The organism is Pantoea sp. M_9 (assembly GCF_008631385.1).
Taxonomy (GTDB): Bacteria; Pseudomonadota; Gammaproteobacteria; order Enterobacterales; family Enterobacteriaceae; genus Pantoea; species Pantoea eucrina.
In genome coordinates, this window is record NZ_VWUF01000010.1 from 63020 (window position 1) to 86235 (window position 23216).

The 23216-nt window shown below is 60.6% G+C and carries 22 protein-coding genes; 12 read left to right on the forward strand and 10 right to left on the reverse strand.

Annotation, left to right across the window (positions count from 1 at the left end; genetic code table 11):
- Nucleotides 1-155 precede the first annotated feature (155 nt).
- Genes F3I15_RS14030 through F3I15_RS14045 form a run of 4 tightly spaced genes read left to right on the forward strand, consistent with a single transcriptional unit; the run spans nucleotide 156 to nucleotide 3893 of the window.
- Nucleotides 156-1064, forward strand: a complete 909-nt coding sequence (locus F3I15_RS14030; protein WP_150018319.1) for an ABC transporter substrate-binding protein — start codon at nucleotides 156-158, stop codon at nucleotides 1062-1064.
- A gap of 3 nt (nucleotides 1065-1067) precedes the next feature.
- Nucleotides 1068-2234 carry an ABC transporter permease gene (locus F3I15_RS14035; RefSeq protein WP_150018320.1) on the forward strand — a complete coding sequence of 389 codons (1167 nt, stop codon included), beginning with the start codon at nucleotides 1068-1070 and terminating at the stop codon, nucleotides 2232-2234.
- Nucleotides 2227-3162 (forward strand): ABC transporter ATP-binding protein, encoded by a 936-nt coding sequence (locus F3I15_RS14040; protein ID WP_150018321.1) that lies wholly within the window; start codon nucleotides 2227-2229, stop codon nucleotides 3160-3162. Before F3I15_RS14035 ends, F3I15_RS14040 begins: the two co-directional genes overlap by 8 nt.
- Nucleotides 3159-3893, forward strand: coding sequence for an ABC transporter permease (locus F3I15_RS14045; RefSeq protein ID WP_150018322.1), 735 nt, complete (start codon nucleotides 3159-3161; stop codon nucleotides 3891-3893). Before F3I15_RS14040 ends, F3I15_RS14045 begins: the two co-directional genes overlap by 4 nt.
- A 169-nt stretch (nucleotides 3894-4062) precedes the next feature.
- Here the strand turns inward: F3I15_RS14045 and F3I15_RS14050 are convergent, their stop codons facing one another.
- Nucleotides 4063-4797, reverse strand: a complete 735-nt coding sequence (locus F3I15_RS14050) for a MerR family transcriptional regulator (protein WP_150018323.1) — start codon at nucleotides 4795-4797, stop codon at nucleotides 4063-4065.
- Nucleotides 4798-4948: 151 nt separating this feature from the next.
- Here F3I15_RS14050 and F3I15_RS14055 point away from each other — a divergent pair, with 151 nt between their 5' ends.
- The 4 genes from F3I15_RS14055 (at nucleotide 4949) to ybiB (ending at nucleotide 9292) form a co-directional block, all read left to right on the forward strand.
- On the forward strand, nucleotides 4949-5512 hold the full coding sequence (locus F3I15_RS14055; protein ID WP_150018324.1) for a helix-turn-helix domain-containing protein: 564 nt from the start codon (nucleotides 4949-4951) through the stop codon (nucleotides 5510-5512).
- Nucleotides 5509-6024, forward strand: a complete 516-nt coding sequence (locus F3I15_RS14060; protein ID WP_150018325.1) for a GNAT family N-acetyltransferase — start codon at nucleotides 5509-5511, stop codon at nucleotides 6022-6024. The genes F3I15_RS14055 and F3I15_RS14060 overlap by 4 nt, the downstream gene beginning before the upstream one ends.
- Nucleotides 6025-6116: 92 nt before the next feature.
- Nucleotides 6117-8252 carry an ATP-dependent DNA helicase DinG gene (dinG, locus tag F3I15_RS14065; protein ID WP_150018326.1) on the forward strand — a complete coding sequence of 712 codons (2136 nt, stop codon included), beginning with the start codon at nucleotides 6117-6119 and terminating at the stop codon, nucleotides 8250-8252.
- A 71-nt stretch (nucleotides 8253-8323) separates the two neighbouring features.
- Nucleotides 8324-9292: a DNA-binding protein YbiB gene (gene ybiB, locus F3I15_RS14070; protein WP_150018327.1), complete on the forward strand. Its 969-nt coding sequence runs from the start codon at nucleotides 8324-8326 to the stop codon at nucleotides 9290-9292.
- A 50-nt stretch (nucleotides 9293-9342) separates the two neighbouring features.
- Here the strand turns inward: ybiB and F3I15_RS14075 are convergent, their stop codons facing one another.
- The 3 genes from F3I15_RS14075 to hutH all read right to left on the reverse strand — a co-directional run bounded on the left by F3I15_RS14075 (nucleotide 9343) and on the right by hutH (nucleotide 13920).
- Entirely contained in the window at nucleotides 9343-10500 is a 1158-nt protein-coding gene (locus tag F3I15_RS14075; RefSeq protein ID WP_150018328.1) for a M20 aminoacylase family protein, read from the reverse strand.
- Between the two features lie 170 nt (nucleotides 10501-10670).
- A complete protein-coding gene (hutU, locus tag F3I15_RS14080; protein WP_150018329.1) occupies nucleotides 10671-12356 on the reverse strand; it encodes a urocanate hydratase in 1686 nt (561 codons plus the stop codon).
- 10 nt (nucleotides 12357-12366) lie between these two features.
- Nucleotides 12367-13920 (reverse strand): histidine ammonia-lyase, encoded by a 1554-nt coding sequence (gene hutH, locus F3I15_RS14085; RefSeq protein WP_150018330.1) that lies wholly within the window; start codon nucleotides 13918-13920, stop codon nucleotides 12367-12369.
- A 319-nt stretch (nucleotides 13921-14239) separates the two neighbouring features.
- Between hutH and hutC the strand changes: the two genes are divergently transcribed.
- Entirely contained in the window at nucleotides 14240-14995 is a 756-nt protein-coding gene (gene hutC / locus F3I15_RS14090) for a histidine utilization repressor (RefSeq protein WP_039383392.1), read from the forward strand.
- On the opposite strand, the gene F3I15_RS14095 is transcribed toward hutC, so the two are convergent.
- Both F3I15_RS14095 and F3I15_RS14100 read right to left on the reverse strand, forming a co-directional pair.
- Complete coding sequence (locus tag F3I15_RS14095) at nucleotides 14979-15521, reverse strand: HutD family protein (protein ID WP_150018331.1); 543 nt, start codon at nucleotides 15519-15521, stop codon at nucleotides 14979-14981. The two genes, hutC and F3I15_RS14095, sit on opposite strands and share 17 nt — an antisense overlap.
- Nucleotides 15518-16873: a formimidoylglutamate deiminase gene (locus F3I15_RS14100; RefSeq protein ID WP_150018332.1), complete on the reverse strand. Its 1356-nt coding sequence runs from the start codon at nucleotides 16871-16873 to the stop codon at nucleotides 15518-15520. Before F3I15_RS14100 ends, F3I15_RS14095 begins: the two co-directional genes overlap by 4 nt.
- Before the next feature lie 85 nt (nucleotides 16874-16958).
- On the opposite strand from F3I15_RS14100, the gene hutI reads away from it, so the two are divergent.
- Entirely contained in the window at nucleotides 16959-18176 is a 1218-nt protein-coding gene (gene hutI, locus F3I15_RS14105; protein ID WP_150018333.1) for an imidazolonepropionase, read from the forward strand.
- Complete coding sequence (hutG, locus tag F3I15_RS14110) at nucleotides 18173-18958, forward strand: N-formylglutamate deformylase (protein ID WP_150018334.1); 786 nt, start codon at nucleotides 18173-18175, stop codon at nucleotides 18956-18958. Before hutI ends, hutG begins: the two co-directional genes overlap by 4 nt.
- Before the next feature lie 4 nt (nucleotides 18959-18962).
- Here the strand turns inward: hutG and F3I15_RS14115 are convergent, their stop codons facing one another.
- Nucleotides 18963-19589, reverse strand: coding sequence for a flavin reductase family protein (locus F3I15_RS14115; RefSeq protein ID WP_150018335.1), 627 nt, complete (start codon nucleotides 19587-19589; stop codon nucleotides 18963-18965).
- A gap of 162 nt (nucleotides 19590-19751) precedes the next feature.
- Here F3I15_RS14115 and rlmF point away from each other — a divergent pair, with 162 nt between their 5' ends.
- The gene (rlmF, locus tag F3I15_RS14120) at nucleotides 19752-20675 is read left to right on the forward strand and encodes a 23S rRNA (adenine(1618)-N(6))-methyltransferase RlmF (RefSeq protein ID WP_150018336.1); all 924 of its coding nucleotides are present in this window, start codon (nucleotides 19752-19754) and stop codon (nucleotides 20673-20675) included.
- A gap of 66 nt (nucleotides 20676-20741) precedes the next feature.
- Here rlmF and glnQ read toward each other — a convergent pair whose 3' ends face one another.
- The 3 genes from glnQ to glnH all read right to left on the reverse strand — a co-directional run bounded on the left by glnQ (nucleotide 20742) and on the right by glnH (nucleotide 22953).
- Entirely contained in the window at nucleotides 20742-21464 is a 723-nt protein-coding gene (glnQ, locus tag F3I15_RS14125) for a glutamine ABC transporter ATP-binding protein GlnQ (protein WP_150018337.1), read from the reverse strand.
- Nucleotides 21461-22120, reverse strand: coding sequence for a glutamine ABC transporter permease GlnP (gene glnP / locus F3I15_RS14130; protein ID WP_039383407.1), 660 nt, complete (start codon nucleotides 22118-22120; stop codon nucleotides 21461-21463). The genes glnQ and glnP overlap by 4 nt, the downstream gene beginning before the upstream one ends.
- An 86-nt stretch (nucleotides 22121-22206) precedes the next feature.
- Nucleotides 22207-22953: a glutamine ABC transporter substrate-binding protein GlnH gene (glnH, locus tag F3I15_RS14135; protein WP_094111980.1), complete on the reverse strand. Its 747-nt coding sequence runs from the start codon at nucleotides 22951-22953 to the stop codon at nucleotides 22207-22209.
- Nucleotides 22954-23216 lie beyond the last annotated feature (263 nt).

A 23216-nucleotide genomic window follows, 5' to 3' on the forward strand; every position in this document is an offset into this window, starting at 1 on the left:
GCCTCTCTTTGGACACACCTCGCACCTTCTGTGCGGGGCAATTTTTGCCCGGCTTAACAAAACAGACGTAAACTCTGCGCTTTTTTCCCGTCGCCTGCTGCGCCAGGCTACGCTTGTTTATCACCAGGTGCTAAACAGGGCATAAGGAAAACATCATGATTAAACAGGGGTTACTGGGGCTGATTGCCCTGTCGCTGAGCATGGGCGCGGTGCACGCCGCCGATGCGGTCAAGGTCGGGTCGAAGATCGATACAGAAGGTTCGCTGCTGGGCAATATTATTCTGCAGGTGCTCAATAAGCACGGGGTCAAAACCGTCAACAAAATTCAGCTCGGCAATACGCAGGTTGTTCGCGGTGCCATCATTGCGGGCGAGCTGGATATCTATCCGGAATATACCGGCAACGGCGCTTTCTTTTTTAACGATGAAAAAGCGAGCGCGTGGAAAAATGCGCAGCAGGGCTATGAGAAAGTCAGACAGCTCGATGCAGAGAAGAATCATCTTATCTGGCTGACGCCGGCACCCGCCAATAACACCTGGACCATCGCCGTGCGTGGCGACGTGGCGCAGCAGCATAAGCTGAACTCGCTTGACGATCTCAGCGCATATCTGAAACAGGGCGGCACGTTCAAACTGGCTGCTTCTGCGGAGTTTATTGAACGCGGGGATGCCCTGCCGGCGTTTGAAAAAGCGTATAACTTCAAACTCAGTCAGTCACAGCTGCTTTCGCTGGCAGGCGGCGATACGGCGGTCACTATCAAAGCCGCGGCGCAGCAAACCTCAGGCGTCAATGCGGCGATGGCGTATGGAACGGACGGCCCGGTCGCGGCGCTGGGACTGCAGACGCTGAGCGATCCGAAAGGCGTACAGCCAATCTATGCGCCGGCGCCGGTCGTGCGTGAAGCGGTACTGAAGCAGTATCCGCAGATGGCAGAGTGGCTGCAGCCGGTGTTCAGCAAGCTGGATGAAAAAACGCTGCAGCAGCTTAATGCGCAGATTGCGGTAGAAGGGCAGGACGCCAGCCAGGTCGCAACCGCGTGGCTGCAGCAGAACAAGTTGCTGTAAAAGGTGCGACAGCTGCTGTTGCGCCCCGGCCGTCAGCCGGTCACGCTGCTGCTGACGGCGCTTATCACGTTAACGCTGCTGACGCTGCCGTTTCTGCGCTTTGCGGCTAACCGGCTGGTATCGGGCGAGCCGCTGATGGTGTGGCAGGTTGCGCACGCCGGCTGGCTGGCGCTGCCGGTCGCACTGCTCTGGCTGAGCCTGTTCGGACCGCCGGACCGGCGTACGGCTCTGCTAACCCTGCTGGGCGCGCAGGGACTGTTTGCACTGCTTATTGGCCTCGGCGGCAGCGGTGCCAGCGAGCTGGCGCACAGCAGTTCACCGCTGGCGCGCACGGCGTTTGGCAGCGGTTTATGGTGTGCGGCCGGATTAACCCTGCTGCTGGCAGCAGAAGCGATCAGGGCAATAAGCCGGCAGGCTGTCTGGCGTATTCTGCTGAATCTGCAGACCGGCGTGCTGCCGCTGCTGCTTTTACTGACCGGCTGGCTGGATCAGCTTGCGCTGCTGAAAGAGTATGCCAGCCGCAGCACCACGTTTCATGCGGCCTTTAGCCAGCATCTGCTGCTGGTCTGCGGTACGCTGGTGCCGGTGCTGCTGGTGGGAGTGCCGCTGGGGCTGGCCATAGCGCGACGTCCTGGCTGGCAGCGGCCGGTATTCAGCCTGCTGAATCTTATCCAGACCATTCCCTCTGTGGCGCTTTTCGGGCTGCTTATCGCGCCGCTGGCCGGACTGGCTGCGCATTTTCCCCTGCTTGGCCGTTTTGGCATCAGCGGTATCGGTATGGCGCCGGCGCTGATTGCGCTGGTGCTCTATGCGCTACTGCCGCTGGTACGCAGCGTGGTCGCCGGGCTGGAGCAGGTGCCGCCTGAAGTACGCGAAACCGCACGCGCCATGGGCATGAGTTCCGGACAGCAGTTCTGGCAGGCAGAGCTGCCGCTGGCGCTGCCGGTCTGGCTTGCCGGTTTGCGGGTGGTAGTGGTGCAAACCGTGGGTCTGGCAGTCGTCGCGGCGCTGATTGGTGCGGGCGGCTTTGGGGCTATCGTCTTTCAGGGATTGCTGAGCAGCGCGCTGGATCTGGTTCTGCTGGGGGTGATCCCGGTAGTGGCGCTGGCGGTACTCTGTGATGCGCTGCTGCGGCTGCTGTCCGCGCTGCTGGAGAGAAAAGATGATTGAATTTCACAACGTGAGCAAACAATTTGCCGGTAAAACGGCGATTTCGGATCTCTCTTTGCAGATCGGGCAGGGGAGTTTTACGGTCCTGATCGGCACCTCCGGCTCCGGCAAATCGACCCTGCTGAAGATGATCAACCGGCTGGTGGAGCATGACAGCGGCGAGATCCGCTTTGCGGGGGAGCCTATCGGCCAGATGAACGTCCGCGCACTGCGCCGGCGCATCGGCTACGCCATTCAGTCAATCGGCTTATTCCCGCACTGGAGCGTGGCGAAAAACATCGCCACCGTGCCATCGCTGCTGGGCTGGCCCGCGCAGAAAATTGCGGCCCGGGTGGCAGAGCTGCTGGCGCTGCTGAATCTTGATCCCCGGCTGGCGACCCGCTATCCGCATCAGCTCTCCGGCGGGCAGCAGCAGCGGGTGGGGGTAGCGCGCGCGCTGGCTGCCGATCCGGAACTGCTGCTGATGGATGAGCCTTTCGGGGCGCTCGATCCGGTAAACCGTCAGGCGCTGCAGCAGGAGATGCTGCGCATTCAGCGGCTCACTGGCCGCACCATTGTGCTGGTGACGCACGACATTGATGAGGCGCTGACGCTGGCTGACCAGCTGGTATTGATGGATAACGGTAAGATTGTGCAGCAGGGCGCACCGGTTACGCTGCTAACGCAGCCCGCCAGCGACTTTGTCCGCAACTTTTTTGGCCGCAGCGAGCTGGGCGTGCGGCTGCTGGCGCTGGGACAGGCGGGCAGCATGGCGCGCCGCGGCGAATGGGTTGATGCCGAGCCCATTACTGCTACGCTGTCGCTGCGTGAAGCGCTGTCGCAGTTTATTGCGCGCGGGACCGATACCTTACCGGTGGTGGATCAGCAGCAGCAGCGGGTGGGTGTGCTGCATTTCAGCGATCTGCTGCGCCCGCGGGAGGCGCAATGAAGCGCCTGTTACGCGAGCCGCTTAGCTGGCTGATTACGCTGTTTTTACTGCTGCTGTGGGGATTACCGCACAGTGAAGCGCTGTTTGCCTGGTGGTTTCCCCGGCTGGAGCGTCCGCTCTATCAGCAGGAGAGCTTCTGGCGTCTGACGCTGGCCCATCTCTGGCTGGTAGCCAGCGGCACCCTGCTGGCAACGATTGTGGGCGTGGGCGGGGCAATTTTCGCCACGCGCCGCGCTGGCGAGGCGTTCCGGCCAACGCTGGAGACGCTGGCTGCGGCAGGACAGACCATTCCGCCGGTTGCGGTGTTAGCGATTGCCGTGCCGGTGATGGGATTTGGCGCAACGCCTGCGCTCGTAGCGCTGTTTCTGTATGGTGTGCTGCCGGTATTGCAGGGGACGCTGGCGGGTATTGAGAGCGTGCCGGCCAGTAACCGGGAGATCGCAACCGGACTTGGCATGGGACCGTGGCGGCGCCTCTGGCAGATTGAACTGGCGCTGGCTGCGCCGGTGATGATGGCGGGTATACGCACATCGGTGATGATCAATATCGGGACTGCGGCTATCGCGTCAACGGTAGGCGCGGCCAGCCTGGGCTCGCCCGTGATTATTGGTCTGAGCGGCTTTAACACCGCCTATGTCATTCAGGGAGCCATACTGGTTGCGCTGCTGGCACTGATTTGCGACCGGCTGCTGGAGCGGGTGCAGCGCTGGTTTACCGGGTATGCAGAATAAGGCTGTAACCTACCAGCATCATGCCACCCATACCGCCTATCGCCATGATTGCGAACAGCGTGCCGATAAATATTTTATTCCAGTTCATTGCAGTACCTGATTAATGCTGTGAGTCAGGCATAATAACGCGCGCCCGGCAGAGGAAAAAGGCCTGACGTGCGGTTTTACATTAAGCCGGTTCATGCATCTGTATGGAAAAACCCTGCGCCTGCCAGTGCTCAAACTGCTCCTGCTGACGCCGCGTTGGCCGTTTTCCGGTCCAGATAAACAGATGCTGGCCCGGAAAGAGTTCAGGACGCGGCATATCCAGCGGTTCAGCCAGCACATCCATACGCCAGCCGTGCTGCGCCAGACGCCAGGCTTCCAGCCAGATGCGGGTGCGATCTTCCACTGCCCAGCCGATAATCAGCGCATCTTTACCTGGTTTTTTGCGGGCACCTGACAGACAAAACGCGACGTAATCGATGATAGCGCCGTCCAGCAGGCTGCACATGGTGCGGGCGGTGTTTTGATCGAGGCCCAGACGCTGGCGCACCGGAACAAAAACGTGATCGATCAGTGCATCAATCGGATGCTCACGACCGATGGTGGCAATCTTGGTGCGCAGCTTTGACGCGCGAACGTGACGCAGCACGCTCATCAGCTCTTCCTGCAGCGCCGTCCAGCCGTCGTGCACGTTGACCGTTTCACCCTCAAGCAGCGCTTTTACTTTACCAACGGGCACGCCGCTCTCTATCCAGCGTTTAATCTCTTCAATACGCTGAACATCTTCATCATCAAATTGTCGATGACCACCTTCGGTGCGCTGGGGCTTTAACAGACCGTAACGTCGCTGCCAGGCGCGAAGTGTTACCGGGTTTATTCCACAGCGCTCGGCAACATCGCCGATACTGTATAAGGCCATAATGTCCTCAAATATTGCGACCTGCATAAAAATACCTTAACCGTCGGGGCTGCCTTGTACAATCTTTATTTTATTGTACAACTTGAGTTTTTTCCCGATTTTCGGTTAATTCTCAAATAAGAGAGTAATTTCTCATATCTGAGAGGGCACTATGTCAGTAACTGAAACGGATAACCGGCTGGCGCTGCGGCTCGCTGAGCTTCGTGAACAGCAGGGCTGGTCGCTGGATGAACTCGCTCAGGCTACGGGCATCAGCCGGGCCTCATTGTCGCGCATTGAACGCGCTGAGACCAGTCCTACCGCCGCATTACTTAACCGGTTATGTCATGCTTATAACATGACAATGTCACGTTTGCTGCAGGAGGTCGAAGATGAGACGCTGCTGCTGATAAAAGCTGACCAGCAAACCTGCTGGCGCGATCCCGATAGCGGCTTTCAGCGTCGCACCCTTTCTCCTCCTGCAAGGCAGTTTAAAACAGAATTGATTGAAGGGGTACTCCCGCCAGGCGCACATATTTATTATGACACGCCTCCTCTTCAGGGGCTTGAGCAGCATATCTGGCTGCAGAGCGGCGGCTTAACGATCGTGATGGAGCAGCAGCGCTGGACGCTGGCTGCCGGCGATTGCCTGCGTTTTCACCTGACGGGACGCTCCGCCTTCAGCGCCGATGCGCAAGCGGGCGCCCGCTATATTCTGGCGGTATGCAAACCATGATCGCGTTTTCTCAGCTTACGGCTGCCAGCGCAGCACACGCTATCGCTCCGCTGAGCGATCTGCTGCAGGCCTGTGTTGCAGACGGTGCCAGCGTGGGGTTTACCGACGCCGGCGATCGGGAGGTTATAGAGCGCTTCTGGCAGGCGAGAGCCGCTGCGCTGGCAGATGGAAGCCATATTTTGCTGGTGGCCTGGCAGGATCAGATTCCGGTGGCGACCGTAACGCTGAGCGGCAGTCCGATGCCTAACGGTTATCACCGCGCAGAAATCAGCAAGCTGCTGGTGCACCCGCAGCAGCGACGGCAGGGCATTGCGCGTCAGCTAATGCTGCAGGCGGAAGAGCTGGCCCGGGCGCAGAAAAAAACGCTGCTGGTGCTGGATACCCGCAGCGGAGACGCGGCCAGCCGGCTCTATCTCTCTCTGGGCTGGCAGGTTGCCGGAGAGATACCGCACTATGCCTGCTCAACGGAAGGGCTCATGGAGGCAACCACCCTGATGTACAAACTGCTGTAACAGTCAGCGGGAGCGAAAAAAGATGCGCTGAGGCTGACGCTGCCAGATTACTGTGTAAAAATACAGGCCGGATTAACTCAACAGTAATAATTATGGCTCTGACAGCAGCGATTAAAAGCCAGATTGCGCAATGGTATAAGGCGCTGCAGCAGCAGGTTCCTGACTTTATCCCGCGCGCGCCGCAGCGCCAGATGATCGCCGAAGTGGCAAAAAGTCTGGCGGGCGATGAGGGGCGCCATCTGGCTATTGAAGCCCCTACCGGCGTGGGTAAAACGCTCTCTTATCTGATCCCCGGCATTGCGGTAAGCCGTGCCGATGAAAAACGGCTGGTGATCAGCACGGCTAACGTGGCGCTGCAGGATCAGATTTTTACCAAAGATCTCCCGCTGCTGAAAAAGATCATCCCCGATCTCACCTTTACGGCAGCTTTCGGCCGCGGGCGCTATGTCTGCCCGCGTAATCTGGCCGCGCTGGCCGCCAGCGACGATCAGCAGGGCGACCTGCTGTTCTATCTGGATGAAGAGGCGGTGACCGGCTCAAAAGAGGAGCAGAAAATCTGTTCCGGGCTGGAGAAAGATCTCAGCCGCCATACATGGGATGGCCTGCGCGATCACGCGGAGAAGGCGATTGATGACAGCCTGTGGCGGCGCCTCTCGACCGATAAAGCCAACTGTCTGGCTCACCACTGCCGCTGGTATCGTGAATGTCCCTTTTTTGTCGCCCGGCGCGAGATTGAGCAGGCTGACGTCGTCGTCGCTAACCATGCGCTGGTGATGGCAGCCATGGAGAATGAGTCGGTGCTGCCGCCGGCAAAGCATCTGATGCTGGTACTGGATGAGGGCCATCATCTGCCGGAAGTGGCGCGTGACGCGCTGGAGATGAGCGCCGAGATTACGCCAGGCTGGAGCGGGCTGCAGCTCGATCTCTTCATACGGCTGGTGGAGACGATCATGGCGCAGTTCCGGCCCAAATCGCCCCCGCCGCTGGCCAATCCTGAACGGCTTAAACAGCACTGTGAAGAGATGCGTGAGCTACTGCAGACGCTGAGTCAGGCGCTCAATCCGCTGCTGCCGCCCGATAATCAGCCGGGTGAGTTTCGTTTTGTGCTGGGAGAGCTGCCGGAAACGCTGCTCACGCTCTGCGCGCGGCTGTTTAAGCTCAGCGACGCGCTGCGCGGTCTGAGTGAAGGGCTGCTGAATGAGCTGGGCGAGCAGACCGGTAAGGCGGATATTATGCGCCTGCATAAAGCGATTCTGCAGCTCAACCGGCACTTTGGCTGGTTTGAAGCCATCAGCAAACTCTGGCGGCTGGCCGCGATGGAAAAAGCCTCAAACGCGCCGGTCTCTAAATGGGTTACGCGTGAACTGCGCGAGGGGCAGGCGCACCTGCTGTTTCACTGTGCCGGGATCCGCGTCAGTGACCAGCTGGAGAAGCTGCTGTGGCGTAAAATTCCGCATGTGGTCGTGACATCAGCCACGCTGCGTTCGCTCAGCAGCTTCAGCCGCCTGCAGGAGATGTCGGGACTGAGTGAGAAAGCGGGCGATCGTTTCGTGGCGCTGGACTCCCCGTTTAATCATGTCGACCAGGGCAAGCTGGTGATCCCGCAGATGCGCTATGAGCCGCTGCTGGCAAATGAAGCTGAGCACATCGCCGAAATGGCGCGCTTTTTCCGCCAGCAGATGGCGGAAGGGGAACATAAAGGCGTGCTGGTGCTATTTGCCAGCGGACGGGCGATGCAGCAGTTTGTTGCGCAGCTGCCGGAGCTGCGTCTCACGATGCTGGTGCAGGGCGATCAGCCGCGCTCCCGGCTGGTGACGCTGCATCGCGAACGGGTGGCCGCAGGAAACAGCAGCATTCTGGTAGGCCTGCAGTCGTTTGCCGAAGGGCTCGATCTTAAAGGCAATCTGCTGTCACAGGTGCATATTCACAAAATCGCTTTTCCGCCGGTAGACAGTCCGGTAATTTTGACTGAAGGCGAGTGGCTGAAAAGCCTGCGCCGCTATCCGTTTGAAGTCCAGAGCCTGCCCAGCGCCTCGTTTACGCTGATACAGCAGGTCGGGCGACTGATCCGCAGCCATCACTGTTTTGGTGAGATTGTGATTTACGATCGCCGTCTGCTCAGTAAAAGCTACGGCAGCCGGCTGCTGGCGGCGCTGCCGGTGTTTCCGATCGAGCAGCCTGCGGTGCCGGAAGTGAAAAAAAGCGCCAGGCGCAAACGAAAAGCCTGAGTAGCCGCGCTGAGCGGCTACTCGTTCCGGCCGTCGTATTACGGCGCGCCCAGAGAGCAGGAAGCGAATTTATGGAACTGAATAAAATTATTAAAGAGATTGGGCGCGGTAAAAATCATGCGCGCGATATCGATTTCGACAGTGCGGTGGCGCTTTACAGCGCCATGCTGGCAGAGGAAGTGCCGGAGCTGGAGCTGGGCGCGATCCTGATTGCGCTGCGGATTAAAGGCGAAGGCGAAGCGGAGATGCGCGGTTTCTACCACGCCATGCAGCAGCGTATGCTGCGGCTGCAGGCACCGGCTGGCCGGCCCATGCCGATTGTGATCCCCAGCTATAACGGCGCGCGCCGGCAGGGCAATCTGACGCCGCTGCTGGCGCGGCTGCTGGTAAAGCTGGGCTTTCCGGTGCTGCTGCACGGCGTCAGCGAAGACGCCACGCGCGTAACCAGTGAAGCGGTGCTTGCCGCGTCAGGCATCGCGGCGGTAACGACCGCCGCGCAGGCGCAGGCGGCGCTGGATAACGGCGAGCTGGCGTTTATCACCATCGATAACCTCTGCCCGCCTGTGGCCAGACAGCTGGCGCTGCGCTGGCGGATGGGCGTGCGCAACAGTGCGCATACGCTGGCAAAGCTGGCCACGCCGTTTGCGGAACGCGCCGCGCTGCGTCTTGCCAGCGTGTCGCATCCTGAATATGTGCCGCGCGTCGGCGCATTTTTCCAGGCGATAGATGCGCCCGCTATTTTGCTCAACGGCACGGAAGGTGAGGTGTATGCCAGTCCGCTGCGCTGCCCGGCGATCAACTATATTGCTGGCGCGGCGGCTGAGGCGCAGATCTGGGTTGAGCGGCAGCCGGAACGTGTGGAAGCGCTGCCGGAGAACAAACAGGCTGAAACCACTGCGCGCTGGAGTGATGAGGTGCTGAACGGCACGCGTGCCGTGCCGCAGTCGCTGCGGCTGCAGCTCGCCTGCTGCCTGGTGGCAACGGGTGAAGCGGCAAATTTATCTGCTGCTGAGATCAGGCTGCAGCAGGCGGGCATGTAAGCGCGATGCGCAGGGCGTGCTGTGCACCCGGTTTACCGGACGGCAGCCGCTCAGCGTTTCGCCAGTACGCTCTCCACCAGCTTCTGCCAGAAAGCGATCCCCACCGGCAGCAGCGCATCATTAAAGTCGTAGCTGGCGTTGTGCAGCGGCGCAGAAGGCGCCTCGCCGTCGGCGCCCAGCCAGAAGTAGGCGCCCGGGCAGGCTTCCAGCATACAGGCGAAATCTTCTGACGCCATCGACGGGCTGCACGCCCATTTTACCTGCGCGTCACCCAGCATCTGCTCCGCCACCTCGCGCACCTGTTGTGCCGGGGCAGGGTGATTCGCGGTCACCGGATAGCCGGGATACCAGTGAATGTCACCGCTGACGCCAAACGGCCGCGGCAGTGCGGTCACAAACTCTTCAATCAGGCCGCGCACCCGCTCGCGCACCTCCGGCTGCAGGCAGCGTACCGTGCCGCGCAGCGTGATCTGCTCCGGGATGACATTAATCGCCTCGCCGCCGTGGATCTGCGTCACGCTCACCACGGCGGACGCCAGCGGTGAAAGGCGGCGTGAAGGGATGGTCTGCAGCGCCAGCACCAGCTCAGCCGCCACGACCATCGGATCGGCACCGCTTTCCGGCATGGCTGCATGACAGCTGCGGCCGGAAAGGGTGATCTCAAAGGAGTCGAGCGACGCCATCATCGCTCCCGGATTCACCGCCAGCGTGCCGAGCGGCAATCCGGGCCAGTTGTGCATCGCATAGACGGCATCCATAGGGAAGCGCGAGAAAAGACCTTCTTCTGTCATGCGGCGTGCGCCGCCGAGGTTCTCTTCGGCGGGCTGAAACAGAAAGTGGACGGTACCGCTGAAATCGCGCGTGGCAGCGAGCTGGCAGGCGGCGGCCAGCAGAATGGCGGTATGGCCGTCGTGACCGCAGGCGTGCATGACGCCGGGCCGGGTCGATTTCCACGCCGCGCTGCCTTTCTCCGTAATCGGCAGCGCATCCATATCAGCGCGCAGCCCAATCACCGGTCCCGGACCGTTTTCCAGCGTACCAATGACGCCGGTGCCCGCTATGCCGCGGAATACCTGAAGCCCTGCCTGCTCCAGTACGCGGGCGACCAGCTCGCTGGTCTGCTGTTCCTGATAGCCCAGCTCAGGCAGTTGATGTAACTGATGACGCCAGTTAAGGGCATTTTCCAGCAGGAGAGCAGGCAGACTCATAGCAGAGGGCTCCGTTTGCAACGCGCGCCAGCGCAGGGGATAAGTCATCACTGTAGTGATATGTCGCCGGAGCGTCTATCGCTAAAAGGAATAATTTGGCTATAGATTATATCCTTGTGGAATATATAACCCCGACCGGCAGCGGCTACGCTTCCCTGCGTAACCGGCCGTTACGTCAGCATCGGCAGGTTCAGCCCGTGCCGCACGGCGCACGCCTGCGCCTGCTCATAGCCGGCATCGGCATGGCGCATAACTCCGGTGGCGGGGTCATTCCACAAGACGCGCGCCAGGCGTGCATCCGCTTCAGGCGTACCGTCACAGACAATCACGACGCCGGCGTGCTGGGAAAACCCCATACCGACACCGCCGCCATGATGCAGGCTGACCCAGGTGGCGCCGCCAGCCGTATTCAGCAGCGCGTTAAGCAGCGGCCAGTCAGAGACCGCGTCCGAGCCGTCGCGCATCGCTTCCGTTTCGCGGTTAGGCGATGCCACCGAACCGCAGTCGAGATGATCGCGGCCAATCACCACCGGCGCTTTCAGCTCGCCGCTGCGTACCATCTCGTTGAATGCCAGCGCGGCCAGATGGCGCTCGCCCAGTCCGAGCCAGCAGATACGGGCGGGCAGGCCCTGAAAAGCGATACGCGCCTGCGCCATATCGAGCCAGCGATGCAGATTGAGGTTATCCGGAAACAGCGACTTCAATTTTGCGTCCGTTTTATAAATGTCTTCCGGATCGCCCGAGAGCGCTACCCAGCGGAACGGACCTTTACCCTCGCAGAACAGCGGTCGTATATAGGCGGGAACAAAGCCTGGGAAGTCAAAAGCGTTGCTGACCCCCTCGTCCAGCGCCACCTGCCGGATATTATTGCCGTAGTCCACGGTCGGCACGCCCATATGGTGAAAATCGAGCATGGCCCGGACGTGCACCGCCATGGAGGCCCGCGCTGCCTGTTCAACGCCTTTGGGATTGCGCTGGCGCTCCGCCTGCCAGCGTGCCACCTCCCAGCCCTGCGGCAGATAGCCGTTGACTGGATCGTGCGCAGAAGTCTGATCGGTCACGATATCGGGGCGTATGCCGCCGGCGCGGGCGCGCTTTACCAGCTCCGGCAGGATCTCCGCCGCATTACCCAGCAGGCCGACAGAGATCGCCTCTTTTGCCGCCGTGGCCTGTTCAATCAGCGCCAGCGCCTCATCCAGCGTGCGGGCTTTGTGATCGAGATAGCGGGTGCGCAGGCGAAAATCGATGCGCGACTCCTGGCACTCAATCGCTAATACGCAGGCACCCGCCAGTACCCCGGCCAGCGGCTGTGCGCCGCCCATGCCGCCGAGGCCCGCGGTGAGGATCCAGCGGCCGGCAAGATCGCCGTTATAGTGCTGCCGGCCCGCTTCGGCGAAAGTCTCAAACGTCCCCTGCACAATGCCCTGGGCGCCGATGTAGATCCACGAGCCGGCGGTCATCTGGCCATACATCATCAGGCCGGCGCGATCGAGCTCATGAAAGTGATCCCAGCTGGCCCAGTGCGGTACCAGGTTAGAGTTAGCCAGCAGCACGCGCGGTGCATCGGCATGGGTGCGAAACACGCCCACCGGTTTACCGGACTGGATCAGCAGCGTCTCATCCGGCTGCAGCAGGCGCAGCGAGCGCAGGATCTGCTCAAAACAGGGCCAGTTACGTGCGGCTTTACCGATGCCGCCGTAGACCACCAGATCGTCCGGGCGCTCGGCGACATCGGGATCGAGGTTATTCTGGATCATGCGCCAGGCCGCTTCGATAAGCCAGTTAGCGCAGTGCAGTTCACTGCCATGCGGGGCACGGATTTCGCGGGCCACGGCCTGCGTCAGGGTTTCGCTCATGATTCACTCCTCAGTGCTGGTTCTGGCGCTGGCTCGGCAGCAACGTTATTAGCGCGTCGGGCCACTGCGTACCCGCAGCCCACAGACGCATCGCTTCAATATCGGGTGCCAGCAGGCGGTCGCTGGCAAGAAACGCCACCCTGCTGCGGATGCGCTGCATCTCCTGTTCAAGGGTGGCCGAACTCTGCAGCGGCCGGTGAAACTCAATGCCTTGGGCGGCGGCCATCGCTTCAATGCCGACCACCGCAGCGGTGTTAAAACACATCTCTCCGAGACGACGTGCTGCATAGGTGGCCATAGAGACGTGATCTTCCTGATTCGCTGACGTAGGCAGGCTGTCTACGCTGCCAGGGTGCGCCAGCGATTTGTTTTCTGATGCCAGCGCGGCAGCGGTCACCTGGGCAATCATAAAGCCGGAGTTGACGCCGCCATCCTGCACCAGGAAAGGCGGCAGGCCGGAGAGAGTGCTGTCGAGCAGCAGCGCCAGACGGCGCTCGGAGATAGCGCCTGTTTCGGCTACGGCGAGTGCGATAATATCAGCCGCAAACGCCACCGGCTCGGCGTGGAAGTTGCCCCCGGAGATCACTTCACCGCTGTCGCTGAAAACCAGCGGGTTATCCGAGGCGGCATTGGCCTCAATCTGCAGGACGCGCGCGGCGTGACTGAGATTATCAAGGCAGGCGCCCATGACCTGCGGCACACAGCGAACAGAGTAGGGATCCTGAACCCGTCCGCAGTGAGTGTGCGACTGCAGGATCCCGCTGCCGCTGAGCAGCGAGCTGACGGCGGCGGCGACAGCGATCTGGCCAGGCTGGCCGCGCGCCTGATGAATGCGCGCATCATAGGGTTTAACCGAGCCTTTAATCGCCTCCAGCGAGAGCGCGCCCGCCATCAGTGCGGCGGCAAAGAGATTTTCCGCTTCAAACAGGCCGCGCAGCGCCAGAGCAGTTGAGACCTGGGTCCCGTTCAGCAGCGCCAGCCCCTCTTTTGGCCCGAGCAGAACCGGCGTCAGCCCGGCGCGCGCCAGGCCTTCCGTTGCCGGCAGTCGTTCACCGGCAATGCGCACCTCGCCTTCACCCAGCAGCATCAGCGACAGGTGTGCCAGCGGAGCCAGATCGCCCGATGCGCCCACTGAGCCTTTAGCGGGGATACAGGGCATAACGCCGGCGTTAAACAGCGCCAGCAGGGCGTCTACCAGCTCAATACGGACGCCGGAATGACCGCGCGCCAGACTGATAATCTTGCTGGCGACCACCAGACGCGTGACGTTATCCGGCAGCAGATCGCCGAGACCAACGCTGTGCGACAGCACCAGGTTACGCTGCAGCTCAGCCAGGCGGGCAGCGGGGATTTGCGTTTGTGCCAGCTTGCCAAAGCCGGTATTGATGCCATACACCACGCTGCCGGACGCAACGATATCGTCGACGGTCGCATGGGCGCGGTGAATAGCACTGCGCGCCGCTGGCGTCAGCTGTAACGTCACCGGCTGCTGATAGATAGTGCGCAGGGTCGCGAGATCCACCTCACCGGGTTCCAGGCAGATTTCCTGCAGTGCATGCGACATGATCTACTCCTGTATATACAAGTAAGTGGCGGGGGAACGTCATGCTTCTTGACGTCATACGTCAGGTTACTTCGCCCGCGGTAAACCGAGTGAAGCACAGGTTTATTATTCCTGTCTATACAAGCAGCAAGCGCTATGCCAGTTTCACTGTGATTTGTGAAACATGCCGCACTGCGGGCAGACAGGCTTATCAGCCAGTCTCTTGCACGCTAAAGCAGCAGCTACTGCACCTGCAGCCGCTGCGCTGCACCACTGCATGTCTATACATCTGCCGGGCGGAACAGTAAACTTTCCTTCTCAGAGCAGAAAGGAACAGCAGATGACCGAGCAAACGGCACTGGCGCAGTTAGCCGCCGCCATGGGCGATGAACCGGCACCGATTTACCAGCGCGTTAAACAGGCGATTATCAGTCAGATCCGCGCGGGAGAGTGGAAAGCCAGGCAGCGCGTGCCCTCTGAAAGCGAGCTGGTCAGCGAGCTGGGCGTGAGCCGGATGACCATCAACCGCGCGCTGCGTGAACTCACCGCCGAGGGCTACCTGCTGCGTATGCAGGGAGTGGGCACCTTTGTCGCGGAGATGAAAGGCTACACGGCGATGCTGGAAGTGCATAATATTGCGGATGAGATTGCGCAGCGCGGTCATCAGCACCGCTGCCAGATCCTGACCCTGACGCAGGGGCGGGCGGATCCGGAGCAGGCGGCGCTGCTGGGCATGCGCACCGGTCAGCCGTTATTTCATTCGCTGATGGTGCATTACGAAAACGATCTGCCGGTACAGCTGGAAGATCGCCTGGTGAACCCGCAGATGGCGCCGGACTACCTGAAGCAGGATTATCACAGCGTTACCCCTTATACCTATCTGATGCGGGTCGCGCCGCTGACCGCCGGCGAGCATATTGTTGAGGCGGTACTGCCCGATTTACGCCAGCGCAGGCATCTCGCGCTGGAGGAGCATGAACCCTGCTTATTGATTCGGCGGCAGACGTGGAGCGACAGTAAGATCGTGACCTATGCGCGGCTGCTCTATCCTGGCTCGCGCTATAAGCTGCTGGGTCGTTTTAAAGGACATGGCTGAGCCGGCACCAGAGCAGCCGGGCATCGCGGCTTTGCGGCGACAGCGTCAGCGCCTCATCCAGCCACCAGATGCCCTGCGACTGGAGCAGGATCTCACCGGAGGCGTACTGCCACGCACCGGCTAACACATACGCCACGCCGTGCCGGCCCGGCTGCGATGCCTGCTGCAGGATGCTGACCTCCGCCCGCCAGCTGTCGCGGCGGGTCATGATATTGAAATCGCTGCAGCGGCCGTGCACCGTCGCCTGCACCGGAGCTTCTCCGGCAAAGCGCCACGGCTGACAGGGCTGCAGCCGGTGCGACAGCCCGCCGCTCTGCAGCAGCGGGCTGTCGCCCTGCAGCAGGGTAATCACCCGGTCTACGCCAGGAAACAGCGAAAAAGGGCCGCTGGCGTCAAGCGTGGCGATGCTGGCGCGCCAGGCGAAGTCCGCCGCGCCGGGGGGAAAGCTGACGATTTCGCGCGTCTCGCCGCCGCCGTTGCGCCAGCGGCTGACCGGCAGCGCGTCGTAGCAAAAGCGGCGGATCACTGCAGCGCCCGCAGCGCGTCGGCCACGCGGATGGCCGCCTGCGCCTCTTCGGCATGCTGGCCGTCAGCGATCACCTGCCGGCCGGCGACAAACGTATCGCGGATCCCGCTGCGCGCGCCGGCAAACAGCCAGCGATTGAGCAGCGCATCGGAAGGGGTTGCGCTGAGCAGCGGGTCGTCGCGCAGTACCAGCCAGTCGGCACGCAGGCCGGGTGCCAGTACGCCGCTGCGGATGCCGCACGCCTGAGCACCTCCGGCTGCGGCCTGCTGCCACAGCAGATCGCCCACCGACGGCTGCTGCGGCAGCGCAAGACGGTTACGCCGCCTGTCGCGCAGCCGCTGCCCATACTCCAGCCAGCGCAGCTCCTCACGGGCGCTGACCGAGACGTGGCTGTCAGAGCCGATCCCCCAGCGCCCGCCCCGGGCAATATAGGCACTCGCCGGAAAAATACCGTCGCCGAGGTTAGCTTCAGTCGTCGGGCATAATCCTGCAACGGCACCGCTCGCGGCGAGCTGCTGCAGCTCGCTCTCATCCGGATGGGTGGCGTGGATCAGGCACCAGCGTGCATCAACGTTAAAGCGGCGCATCAGCCAGGCGATGGGACGCTCACCGCTCCACGCCAGGCTGTCGCTGACCTCTTTTTCCTGCTCGGCAATGTGGATATGGACCGGCAGATCGTCTGGCGCGGCGGTCAGCACGTCGTGCATCTGCGCTTCGCTGACCGCACGCAGCGAATGAAAGCAGACGCCGTAGTTCAGCAGCGGTTTATCTGCGCAGGCCGCGGCCACGCGCTGCAGCTGCTGCAGATAAGCGCCGGTCTGCTGGATAAAACGACGCTGTCCGGCGCTGGCGGGCTGTGCGCCAAAACCGCTGTAGCTGTAAAGCACCGGCAGCAGCGTCTGGCCGATGCCGGTGCGCTCAGCGGCCAGCATCAGCTGCTGCAGCATGGCATCATCCGGGTAGGGCTGGCCCTGCGGATCGTGATGCAGATAGTGAAACTCAGCAACCTGACTGTAGCCCCCTTTCAGCAGCTCAATGTAGAGCCAGGTCGCGATGTCGCCTACCTGCTGTGGCGTCAGCCGCGCCACCATGCGATACATCAGCTCGCGCCAGGTCCAGAAGCTCTCCTGCGGATCGCCCGCCACCTCGGCCAGTCCTGCCATCGCGCGCTGAAAGGCGTGCGAGTGCAGGTTGGTCATGGCGGGAATAACAGCCCCCGCCAGCGGTATGGCAGCGCCCGGCGCGCTCTCTGGCGTAACGCGGGTGATAAAACCGGCGTCGCTAACCTCCAGCGTAACGTGGCTGTGCCAGCCATCTGCCAGCTGAGCGCACGGGGCAAAATAGGTGGTCATGGTTGATCCTTCAGGCTGGAAAGTTGTATATACATATACATACTTTAACCGGGCGTGTAAATCGCCCGCACGCAGGGAACAGGGCATGAGAGACGCGAAGCAGATCGACAGCCTGTGGCTGGGCGCAGATATCGTTACGCTGCGCGACGGGCGCTACAACATCATCACCGATGGCGCGCTGGCCGTGGATAACGGCGTGCTGATATGGGTTGGGGCGCGCAGTGAACTGCCGGCGTTTGCGCCGCGTCAGCGTCATCGGTTCAGCGGCGGCATCATTACGCCGGGGCTGGTGGATTGCCATACGCATCTGCTGTTCGCCGGCGATCGCAGTGCGGAATTTGAGCAGCGCCTGAACGGTGCCAGCTATGCAGAAATTGCTGCGCAGGGCGGCGGCATTTTCGCCACGGTACGCGCCACGCGGTCCGCCTCACAGGAGGCGCTGGTGGCGTCAGCGCGCGGGCGGCTGGCGCATCTGCTGGCAGAGGGCGTCACCACGGTAGAAATCAAATCGGGTTACGGGCTGGATGAAGAGAGCGAGCTGAAAATGCTGCGTGCCATACGCCAGCTGGCAGCCGGCGTGCCGGCTGATGTCATCGCAACCTGCCTGGCCGCACATGCGATCCCGCCGGCGTTTCAGGACAATCCGTCGGGCTGGATCGATATTATCTGCCAGCGGCTGCTGCCGCGGGTAAAAGAGGAGGGACTGGCGGATGCGGTGGATGCGTTCTGTGAACATCTGGCGCTGTCGCCTGCGCAGGTCAGCGCGGTGTTTGATGCGGCGCGCGCGCTGGATCTGCCGGTCAAACTGCACGCTGAGCAGCTCTCGGCGCAGGGCGGGGCGGCGCTGGCCGCACGCTATGGCGCGCTCTCCGCTGACCATCTGGAGTACGCCAGCGAGAAGGATGTCCGCGCGATGGCAGAGCATGGCACCGTTGCTGTGCTGTTGCCGGGCGCGTTCTACCTGCTGCGCGAAACGCAGCGGCCACCGGTCGCCCTGTTCCGCCGCTACGGCGTCCCGATGGCGCTCGCCAGCGACGCCAATCCAGGGACGTCACCCGCGCTTTCACTGCGGCTGATGATGAATATGGGCTGTACGCTGTTTGGCATGACGCCGGAGGAGGCGCTGGCGGGGGTGACGCTGTGGGGCGCGAAGGCGCTGGGTCTGCAGCAGACGCACGGCTCACTGGAGGCGGGCAAAGTCGCCAGCTTCGTTCACTGGCCGCTGACGCGTCCGGGCGAGCTGGCTTACTGGCTGGGCGGCGAACTGCCGTGCCGGGTTATCTATCGTGGAGAAGCACAATGAGCTTTGATTTTACACCGGGCAGGCTGCCGCTGCTGATCTCAATACCGCATGCCGGTACGCAGCTTACGCCGGAGGTTGAGGCGGGGCTGAGTGACGCAGCGCGCCCGCTGCCAGACACCGACTGGCATCTGCCGCAGCTGTACGATTTTGCGCAGGATATCGGCGCCAGCGTGCTGACCGGGCACTATTCCCGTTTCGTTATCGATCTCAACCGACCGCCTGACGACCGGCCGCTCTATACCACTGCCACTACCGGACTCTGGCCAGATACGCTGTTTGACGGCACGCCGGTGTTTAAACCGGGCATGACGCCGGATCGGGCGACGCGTCAGCGCTATCTGCAGACCCTCTGGCAGCCCTATCACCAGCAGCTGCAGCAGGAGCTGGCGCGCCTGAAAGCGCAATATGGCTATGCGCTGCTGTTTGATGCGCACTCTATCGCTTCACGGGTGCCCCGGCTGTTCAGCGGCGTGCTGCCCGATCTGAACCTGGGAACCAGCGATGGCGCCAGCTGTTCAGCGGCGGTGAGCGACGCGCTGGAGCAGGTGTGCAGCGCTCAGCAGCACTATAGCTGGGTACTGAATGGCCGTTTTAAAGGCGGTTATATTACGCGCGCCTATGGTCAGCCGGCGCAGGGCGTCGAGGCGGTACAGCTGGAGCTGGCGCAGCACAACTATATGGATGAGTCGCTGCCTTTTGCCTGGCAGCCAGCGCGCGCCTCACAGCTGCAGCCGGTGCTGCAGCAGCTGATCGGCGCGCTGCTGGCGGCAGGAAAGCGTTAAACGCTTACCGCTTACGCGCGTCCGGGCGAACCAGATCAAAACGCTGCGCCTCACTGATGCCGTAATAGGCAGAAGGCCCGCCGGCGCGCAGAATCGGCTGCGCTCTGGCGGTCTGGTAAATGCCATCCTCCAGCAGGGCCTCATCAATATGAATGGCAACCGCTTCACCCAGCACCAGCCAGCTCTCCAGCTCTCCGCCCTGCGCATCCTGCAGCCGGATCAGCTGCGTCAGGCGACACTCAAAGTTAACCGGGCTCTCTGCCACCATGCTGCAGTCGATATGGGAAGCGGCAACCGGCGTCAGGCCCGCGAGCGCGAACTCATCACTGCTGACCGAAGCGGAGCTTTCGTTCATCGCTTCCGCCAGCGGACGCGTGGCCAGATTCCAGACAAACACCTTGTTTTCGCTGATGTTCTGCACGCTATCTTTCCAGCCGCTGCTGGCAAAGCCGATGATCGGAGGCTGGTAATTAAAGCAGTTAAAAAAGCTGTATGGCGCAAGATTGTCCTGACCGCTGCGGCTCCGGGAGCTGATCCAGCCAATCGGACGCGGACCGATAATGGCGTTCAGCGGATCGTGGGGCAGGCCGTGTCCGGTCCGGGGCTGGTAGCTGTAGCGATGGCGCGTCATAAAAACTCCTGAGTCAGGGTGAAGGCACGTCGCGGCAGGCGGCGTGCGTTGCAGGAAAAAGGGTTCGCAGAGAGTCTGGTGTAAACGTAAAATTGCGGTAAGCGGATTGTGCGCTGGCGGCAGCCGGAGTATCTTACGCCCGCCTTACTTTCCGGAGAGACTATGAATAAGCCAGCCGCCAGTGCGCCCTTTCATCCGCGTAATCGCCATCAGGGGCGTTACGATTTTCCTGCGCTGATTGCCGCGCATCCGCCGCTCGCGCCGAAGGTTCGTCCTAACGGACACGGCGAGCAGTCGATCGATTTCGCCGATCCGCAGGCGGTAATGCTGCTTAATCAGGCGCTGCTGAAGCGCTTTTATAACCTTAACTGGCAGCTGCCGGAAGGGTATCTGACGCCGCCGGTACCAGGGCGTGCTGATTACGTTCATGCGCTGGCCGATCTGCTGGCGGGTGATAACGGCGGCGCGATCCCGCGCGATCTGGACATCATGGATATTGGCTGCGGTGCCAACTGCATTTATCCCCTGATTGGTCACGCCGAATATGGCTGGCGTTTTACCGGAACGGATACCAGCGCTGAGGCGATTACCGCCGCCAGCCAGATTGTGGCGGCTAACCCCGGCCTGCAGCGTGCGGTACGCCTGCGCCGCCAGAAGCAGCCGCAGGCGATTTTCAGCGGCGTGATCCATAAAAATGAGCGCTACCATGCCGTTATGTGTAATCCGCCGTTTCACGCATCGGCAGCTGATGCCGCAGCCGGCAGCCAGCGCAAAGTACGCAACCTGGGACTGAAGCAGAACGCGCCGCTCAATTTTGGCGGTCAGCAGAATGAGCTGTGGTGTGAAGGGGGCGAGCTGGCGTTTATCGGCAGTATGATCGATGAGAGCGTCGCGCAGGGCAGCAGCATTGTCTGGTTTACGTCGCTGGTTTCGCGAAAAGAGAACTTACCGGCGCTGCGCGATCGGCTTGCGGCGGAAGCCTGTGAGGTGCGCATCGTCAATATGGCGCAGGGTCAGAAACAGAGCCGCTTCCTTGCCTGGAGCTTTATGACGCCCGCCACCCGCGCGCAGCGGATGAAGCGCTAAGCGTATTATCTGATAAAAAAGGCCGCCCGGTTACCCGGTGCGGCCTTTTTCAACGCGCGCAGCGCGTCAGGAAACGTGCTGGAGAAACTCGCGCAGGCGTTCGCTTGGCGGCGTGGTGATCAGGGTATCCGGATCGCCATCTTCTGCAATCGTACCTTTATCAATGAAGATCAGACGCGACGCGACTTTCTGTGCAAAACCCACTTCATGCGTGACGATCACCATTGTCATGCCTTCCTCGGCCAGATCCTGCATCACTTTCAGGACTTCATGACGCAGCTCCGGATCGAGCGCTGACGTCGGCTCATCAAACAGCATCATTTTTGGCTTCACGGCCAGCGCCCGCGCAATGGCCACGCGCTGCTGCTGACCGCCGGAGAGCTCAGCCGGAAAATGATGCGCCCGTTCCGCCAGGCCCACTTTGCCCAGCAGCTCGCGCGCCAGCCTGTGGGCCTCCTCTTTTTTCGCGCCGCGGACGCGAATCGGACCAAAGGCAACGTTGTCCAGCGCGCTCATCTGCGGAAACAGATGAAACTGCTGAAACACCATGCCCGCTTCCTGACGGATCAGCCGCTCATCCACTTTCGGATCGTTGACTTTCATGCCGTCCACAATCAGTTCGCCGCTGGTGATCTCTTCCAGTTTGTTGATACAGCGCAGCAGCGTTGATTTACCGGAGCCGGAAGGACCGATAATTACCACCACTTCGCCCTGATTAATTTTCAGATTGATGTCGTGCAGAACCTGCGTCTGACCGAAATTTTTAGAGACGTTTTTAAATTCAATCACAGGATTTTCACCCTTTTCTCAATACGGCGCAGCACAAAGCTCAACACCAGCGTAATAATCAGATAGATAATGGCAACCGCGCTCCAGATCTCCAGCGCACGGAAGTTACCGGCAATAATCTCCTGGCCCTGTCGCGTCAGTTCCGCCACGCCGATAACAATAAACAGCGAGGTATCTTTAATACTGACAATCCACTGGTTGCCCAGCGGCGGGAGCATACGGCGCAGGGCCAGCGGCATAATCACATAGCGCAGGGTCTCGCGGCGTGACAGGCCCAGCGCCAGTCCCGCTTCACGAAACCCTTTGTTGATAGAGAGCACGGCGCCGCGCGTAATCTCAGCAATATAGGCGCCTGAGTTGATCATGATGGTCACGACTGCCGCCGTGAAAGGATCGATGCGCAGATCGGGAAAAGCCATTGGCAGCGCAAAGTAAATAAACATGACCTGCACGACAATGGGCGTGCCGCGGATCAGCTCAATAAATACCAGCGCGACGTTGTTGGTGATCCAGCCGCCGTAGGCGCGGGCAAAGCCAGCCACCAGGCCGATAATCAGGCCGCCTATCAGGCCAAGAACGGAAATCAGCAGGGTCATTTTGGCGCCTTCGATCAGAATCGGCAGGGCTGGCCAGATGACACTCCAGTCAAACTCCATGGTGTTACTCCGGAATATGTTGCAATGGAAAAGGTAAAAGCAGGGCGCAAAGGGCGCCCTGCTGCATAAGCCTGCTTATGCAGGCATTATTTTGGCTCAGTACCGAACCATTTTTTATAGATTGTGTTGTACGTACCGTTGTCGCGCAGCGTTTTCAGCGCGCCGTTGATTTTGTCACGCAGTTCATCACTGCCTTTTGGCAGCGCCACACCATACTGCTGAGCTTCAATCGACTCGCCAACCGCTTTGAAACGACCTTTACCGGCGGTATTGATAAAGTAGAGAATATTTGGCGTATCGTGCAGCACGGCGTCGGCGCGATTGGTTCCCAGCTCCATATAGGCGTTATCGATATTCGGGAACTGACGTAAATCTTTGGTTTTGATATGCGCTTTAGCGTAGTCGACCGAACCGGTCCCGCTTTTTACCGCAACGGTTTTGCCGTTGAGGTCGTCAATGCCTTTGATATCGTTTTCGTTATTGCGCACCATCACCAGCAGACCGCTTTTATAGTAGCCATCAGAGAAGTCGATAGCTTTTTTGCGTTCGTCAGTAATGGTAATACCGGCCAGGGCCAGATCAACATTTTTGGTTTGCAGAGCCGGAATAATCCCGCTGAAATCCATGGGTTTCAGGGTGTAATCGAGCTTCAGCTCTTTTGCCACCGCATCCCACAGGTCGATATCAAAACCCACATATTTGTCGCCCTGCTTAAATTCAAAAGGAACAAATGCGGTGTCGGTTGCGACAATCAGTTTTTTATCTGCGGCAGTAGAAGAAAGAGAAAAGGCCAGCGCCAGCGCGGCCACAGAGACGTTAAACAGAGACTTCATCATTTTATCCTTTATTGCTCTGCAGACCTGATGGCCTGCACTACGGCTGTCATATGAAAAAACTATGCCAACTTTAATAACAGCCCGAAATTACTGATGGCGGGGCTATCAGCTGACACGATTTTGCAGAAAAATGATCATTTGCACCATCTGTGGGCACTATTATGGTGCATGCGACATTTTTGGTGCAGCCACAGTGTGCATCAGGATGATGACAAGGAAAGGGTGGGATGAAAGAAGTGTTAACAGGGTCAAAAAAGCGG

Bases quoted from the DNA above. Each gene is read 5' to 3' on its own strand.
- F3I15_RS14030 (WP_150018319.1), top strand. From the start codon at position 156: ATGATTAAACAGGGGTTACTGGGGCTGATTGCCCTGTCGCTGAGCATG.
- F3I15_RS14040 (WP_150018321.1), top strand. From the start codon at position 2,227: ATGATTGAATTTCACAACGTGAGCAAACAATTTGCCGGTAAAACGGCG.
- F3I15_RS14045 (WP_150018322.1), top strand. From the start codon at position 3,159: ATGAAGCGCCTGTTACGCGAGCCGCTTAGCTGGCTGATTACGCTGTTT.
- F3I15_RS14050 (WP_150018323.1), bottom strand. From the start codon at position 4,797: ATGGCCTTATACAGTATCGGCGATGTTGCCGAGCGCTGTGGAATAAAC.
- F3I15_RS14055 (WP_150018324.1), top strand. From the start codon at position 4,949: ATGTCAGTAACTGAAACGGATAACCGGCTGGCGCTGCGGCTCGCTGAG.
- F3I15_RS14060 (WP_150018325.1), top strand. From the start codon at position 5,509: ATGATCGCGTTTTCTCAGCTTACGGCTGCCAGCGCAGCACACGCTATC.
- dinG (WP_150018326.1), top strand. From the start codon at position 6,117: ATGGCTCTGACAGCAGCGATTAAAAGCCAGATTGCGCAATGGTATAAG.
- ybiB (WP_150018327.1), top strand. From the start codon at position 8,324: ATGGAACTGAATAAAATTATTAAAGAGATTGGGCGCGGTAAAAATCAT.
- F3I15_RS14075 (WP_150018328.1), bottom strand. From the start codon at position 10,500: ATGAGTCTGCCTGCTCTCCTGCTGGAAAATGCCCTTAACTGGCGTCAT.
- hutU (WP_150018329.1), bottom strand. From the start codon at position 12,356: ATGAGCGAAACCCTGACGCAGGCCGTGGCCCGCGAAATCCGTGCCCCG.
- hutH (WP_150018330.1), bottom strand. From the start codon at position 13,920: ATGTCGCATGCACTGCAGGAAATCTGCCTGGAACCCGGTGAGGTGGAT.
- hutC (WP_039383392.1), top strand. From the start codon at position 14,240: ATGACCGAGCAAACGGCACTGGCGCAGTTAGCCGCCGCCATGGGCGAT.
- F3I15_RS14100 (WP_150018332.1), bottom strand. From the start codon at position 16,873: ATGACCACCTATTTTGCCCCGTGCGCTCAGCTGGCAGATGGCTGGCAC.
- hutI (WP_150018333.1), top strand. From the start codon at position 16,959: ATGAGAGACGCGAAGCAGATCGACAGCCTGTGGCTGGGCGCAGATATC.
- hutG (WP_150018334.1), top strand. From the start codon at position 18,173: ATGAGCTTTGATTTTACACCGGGCAGGCTGCCGCTGCTGATCTCAATA.
- F3I15_RS14115 (WP_150018335.1), bottom strand. From the start codon at position 19,589: ATGACGCGCCATCGCTACAGCTACCAGCCCCGGACCGGACACGGCCTG.
- rlmF (WP_150018336.1), top strand. From the start codon at position 19,752: ATGAATAAGCCAGCCGCCAGTGCGCCCTTTCATCCGCGTAATCGCCAT.
- glnP (WP_039383407.1), bottom strand. From the start codon at position 22,120: ATGGAGTTTGACTGGAGTGTCATCTGGCCAGCCCTGCCGATTCTGATC.
- glnH (WP_094111980.1), bottom strand. From the start codon at position 22,953: ATGAAGTCTCTGTTTAACGTCTCTGTGGCCGCGCTGGCGCTGGCCTTT.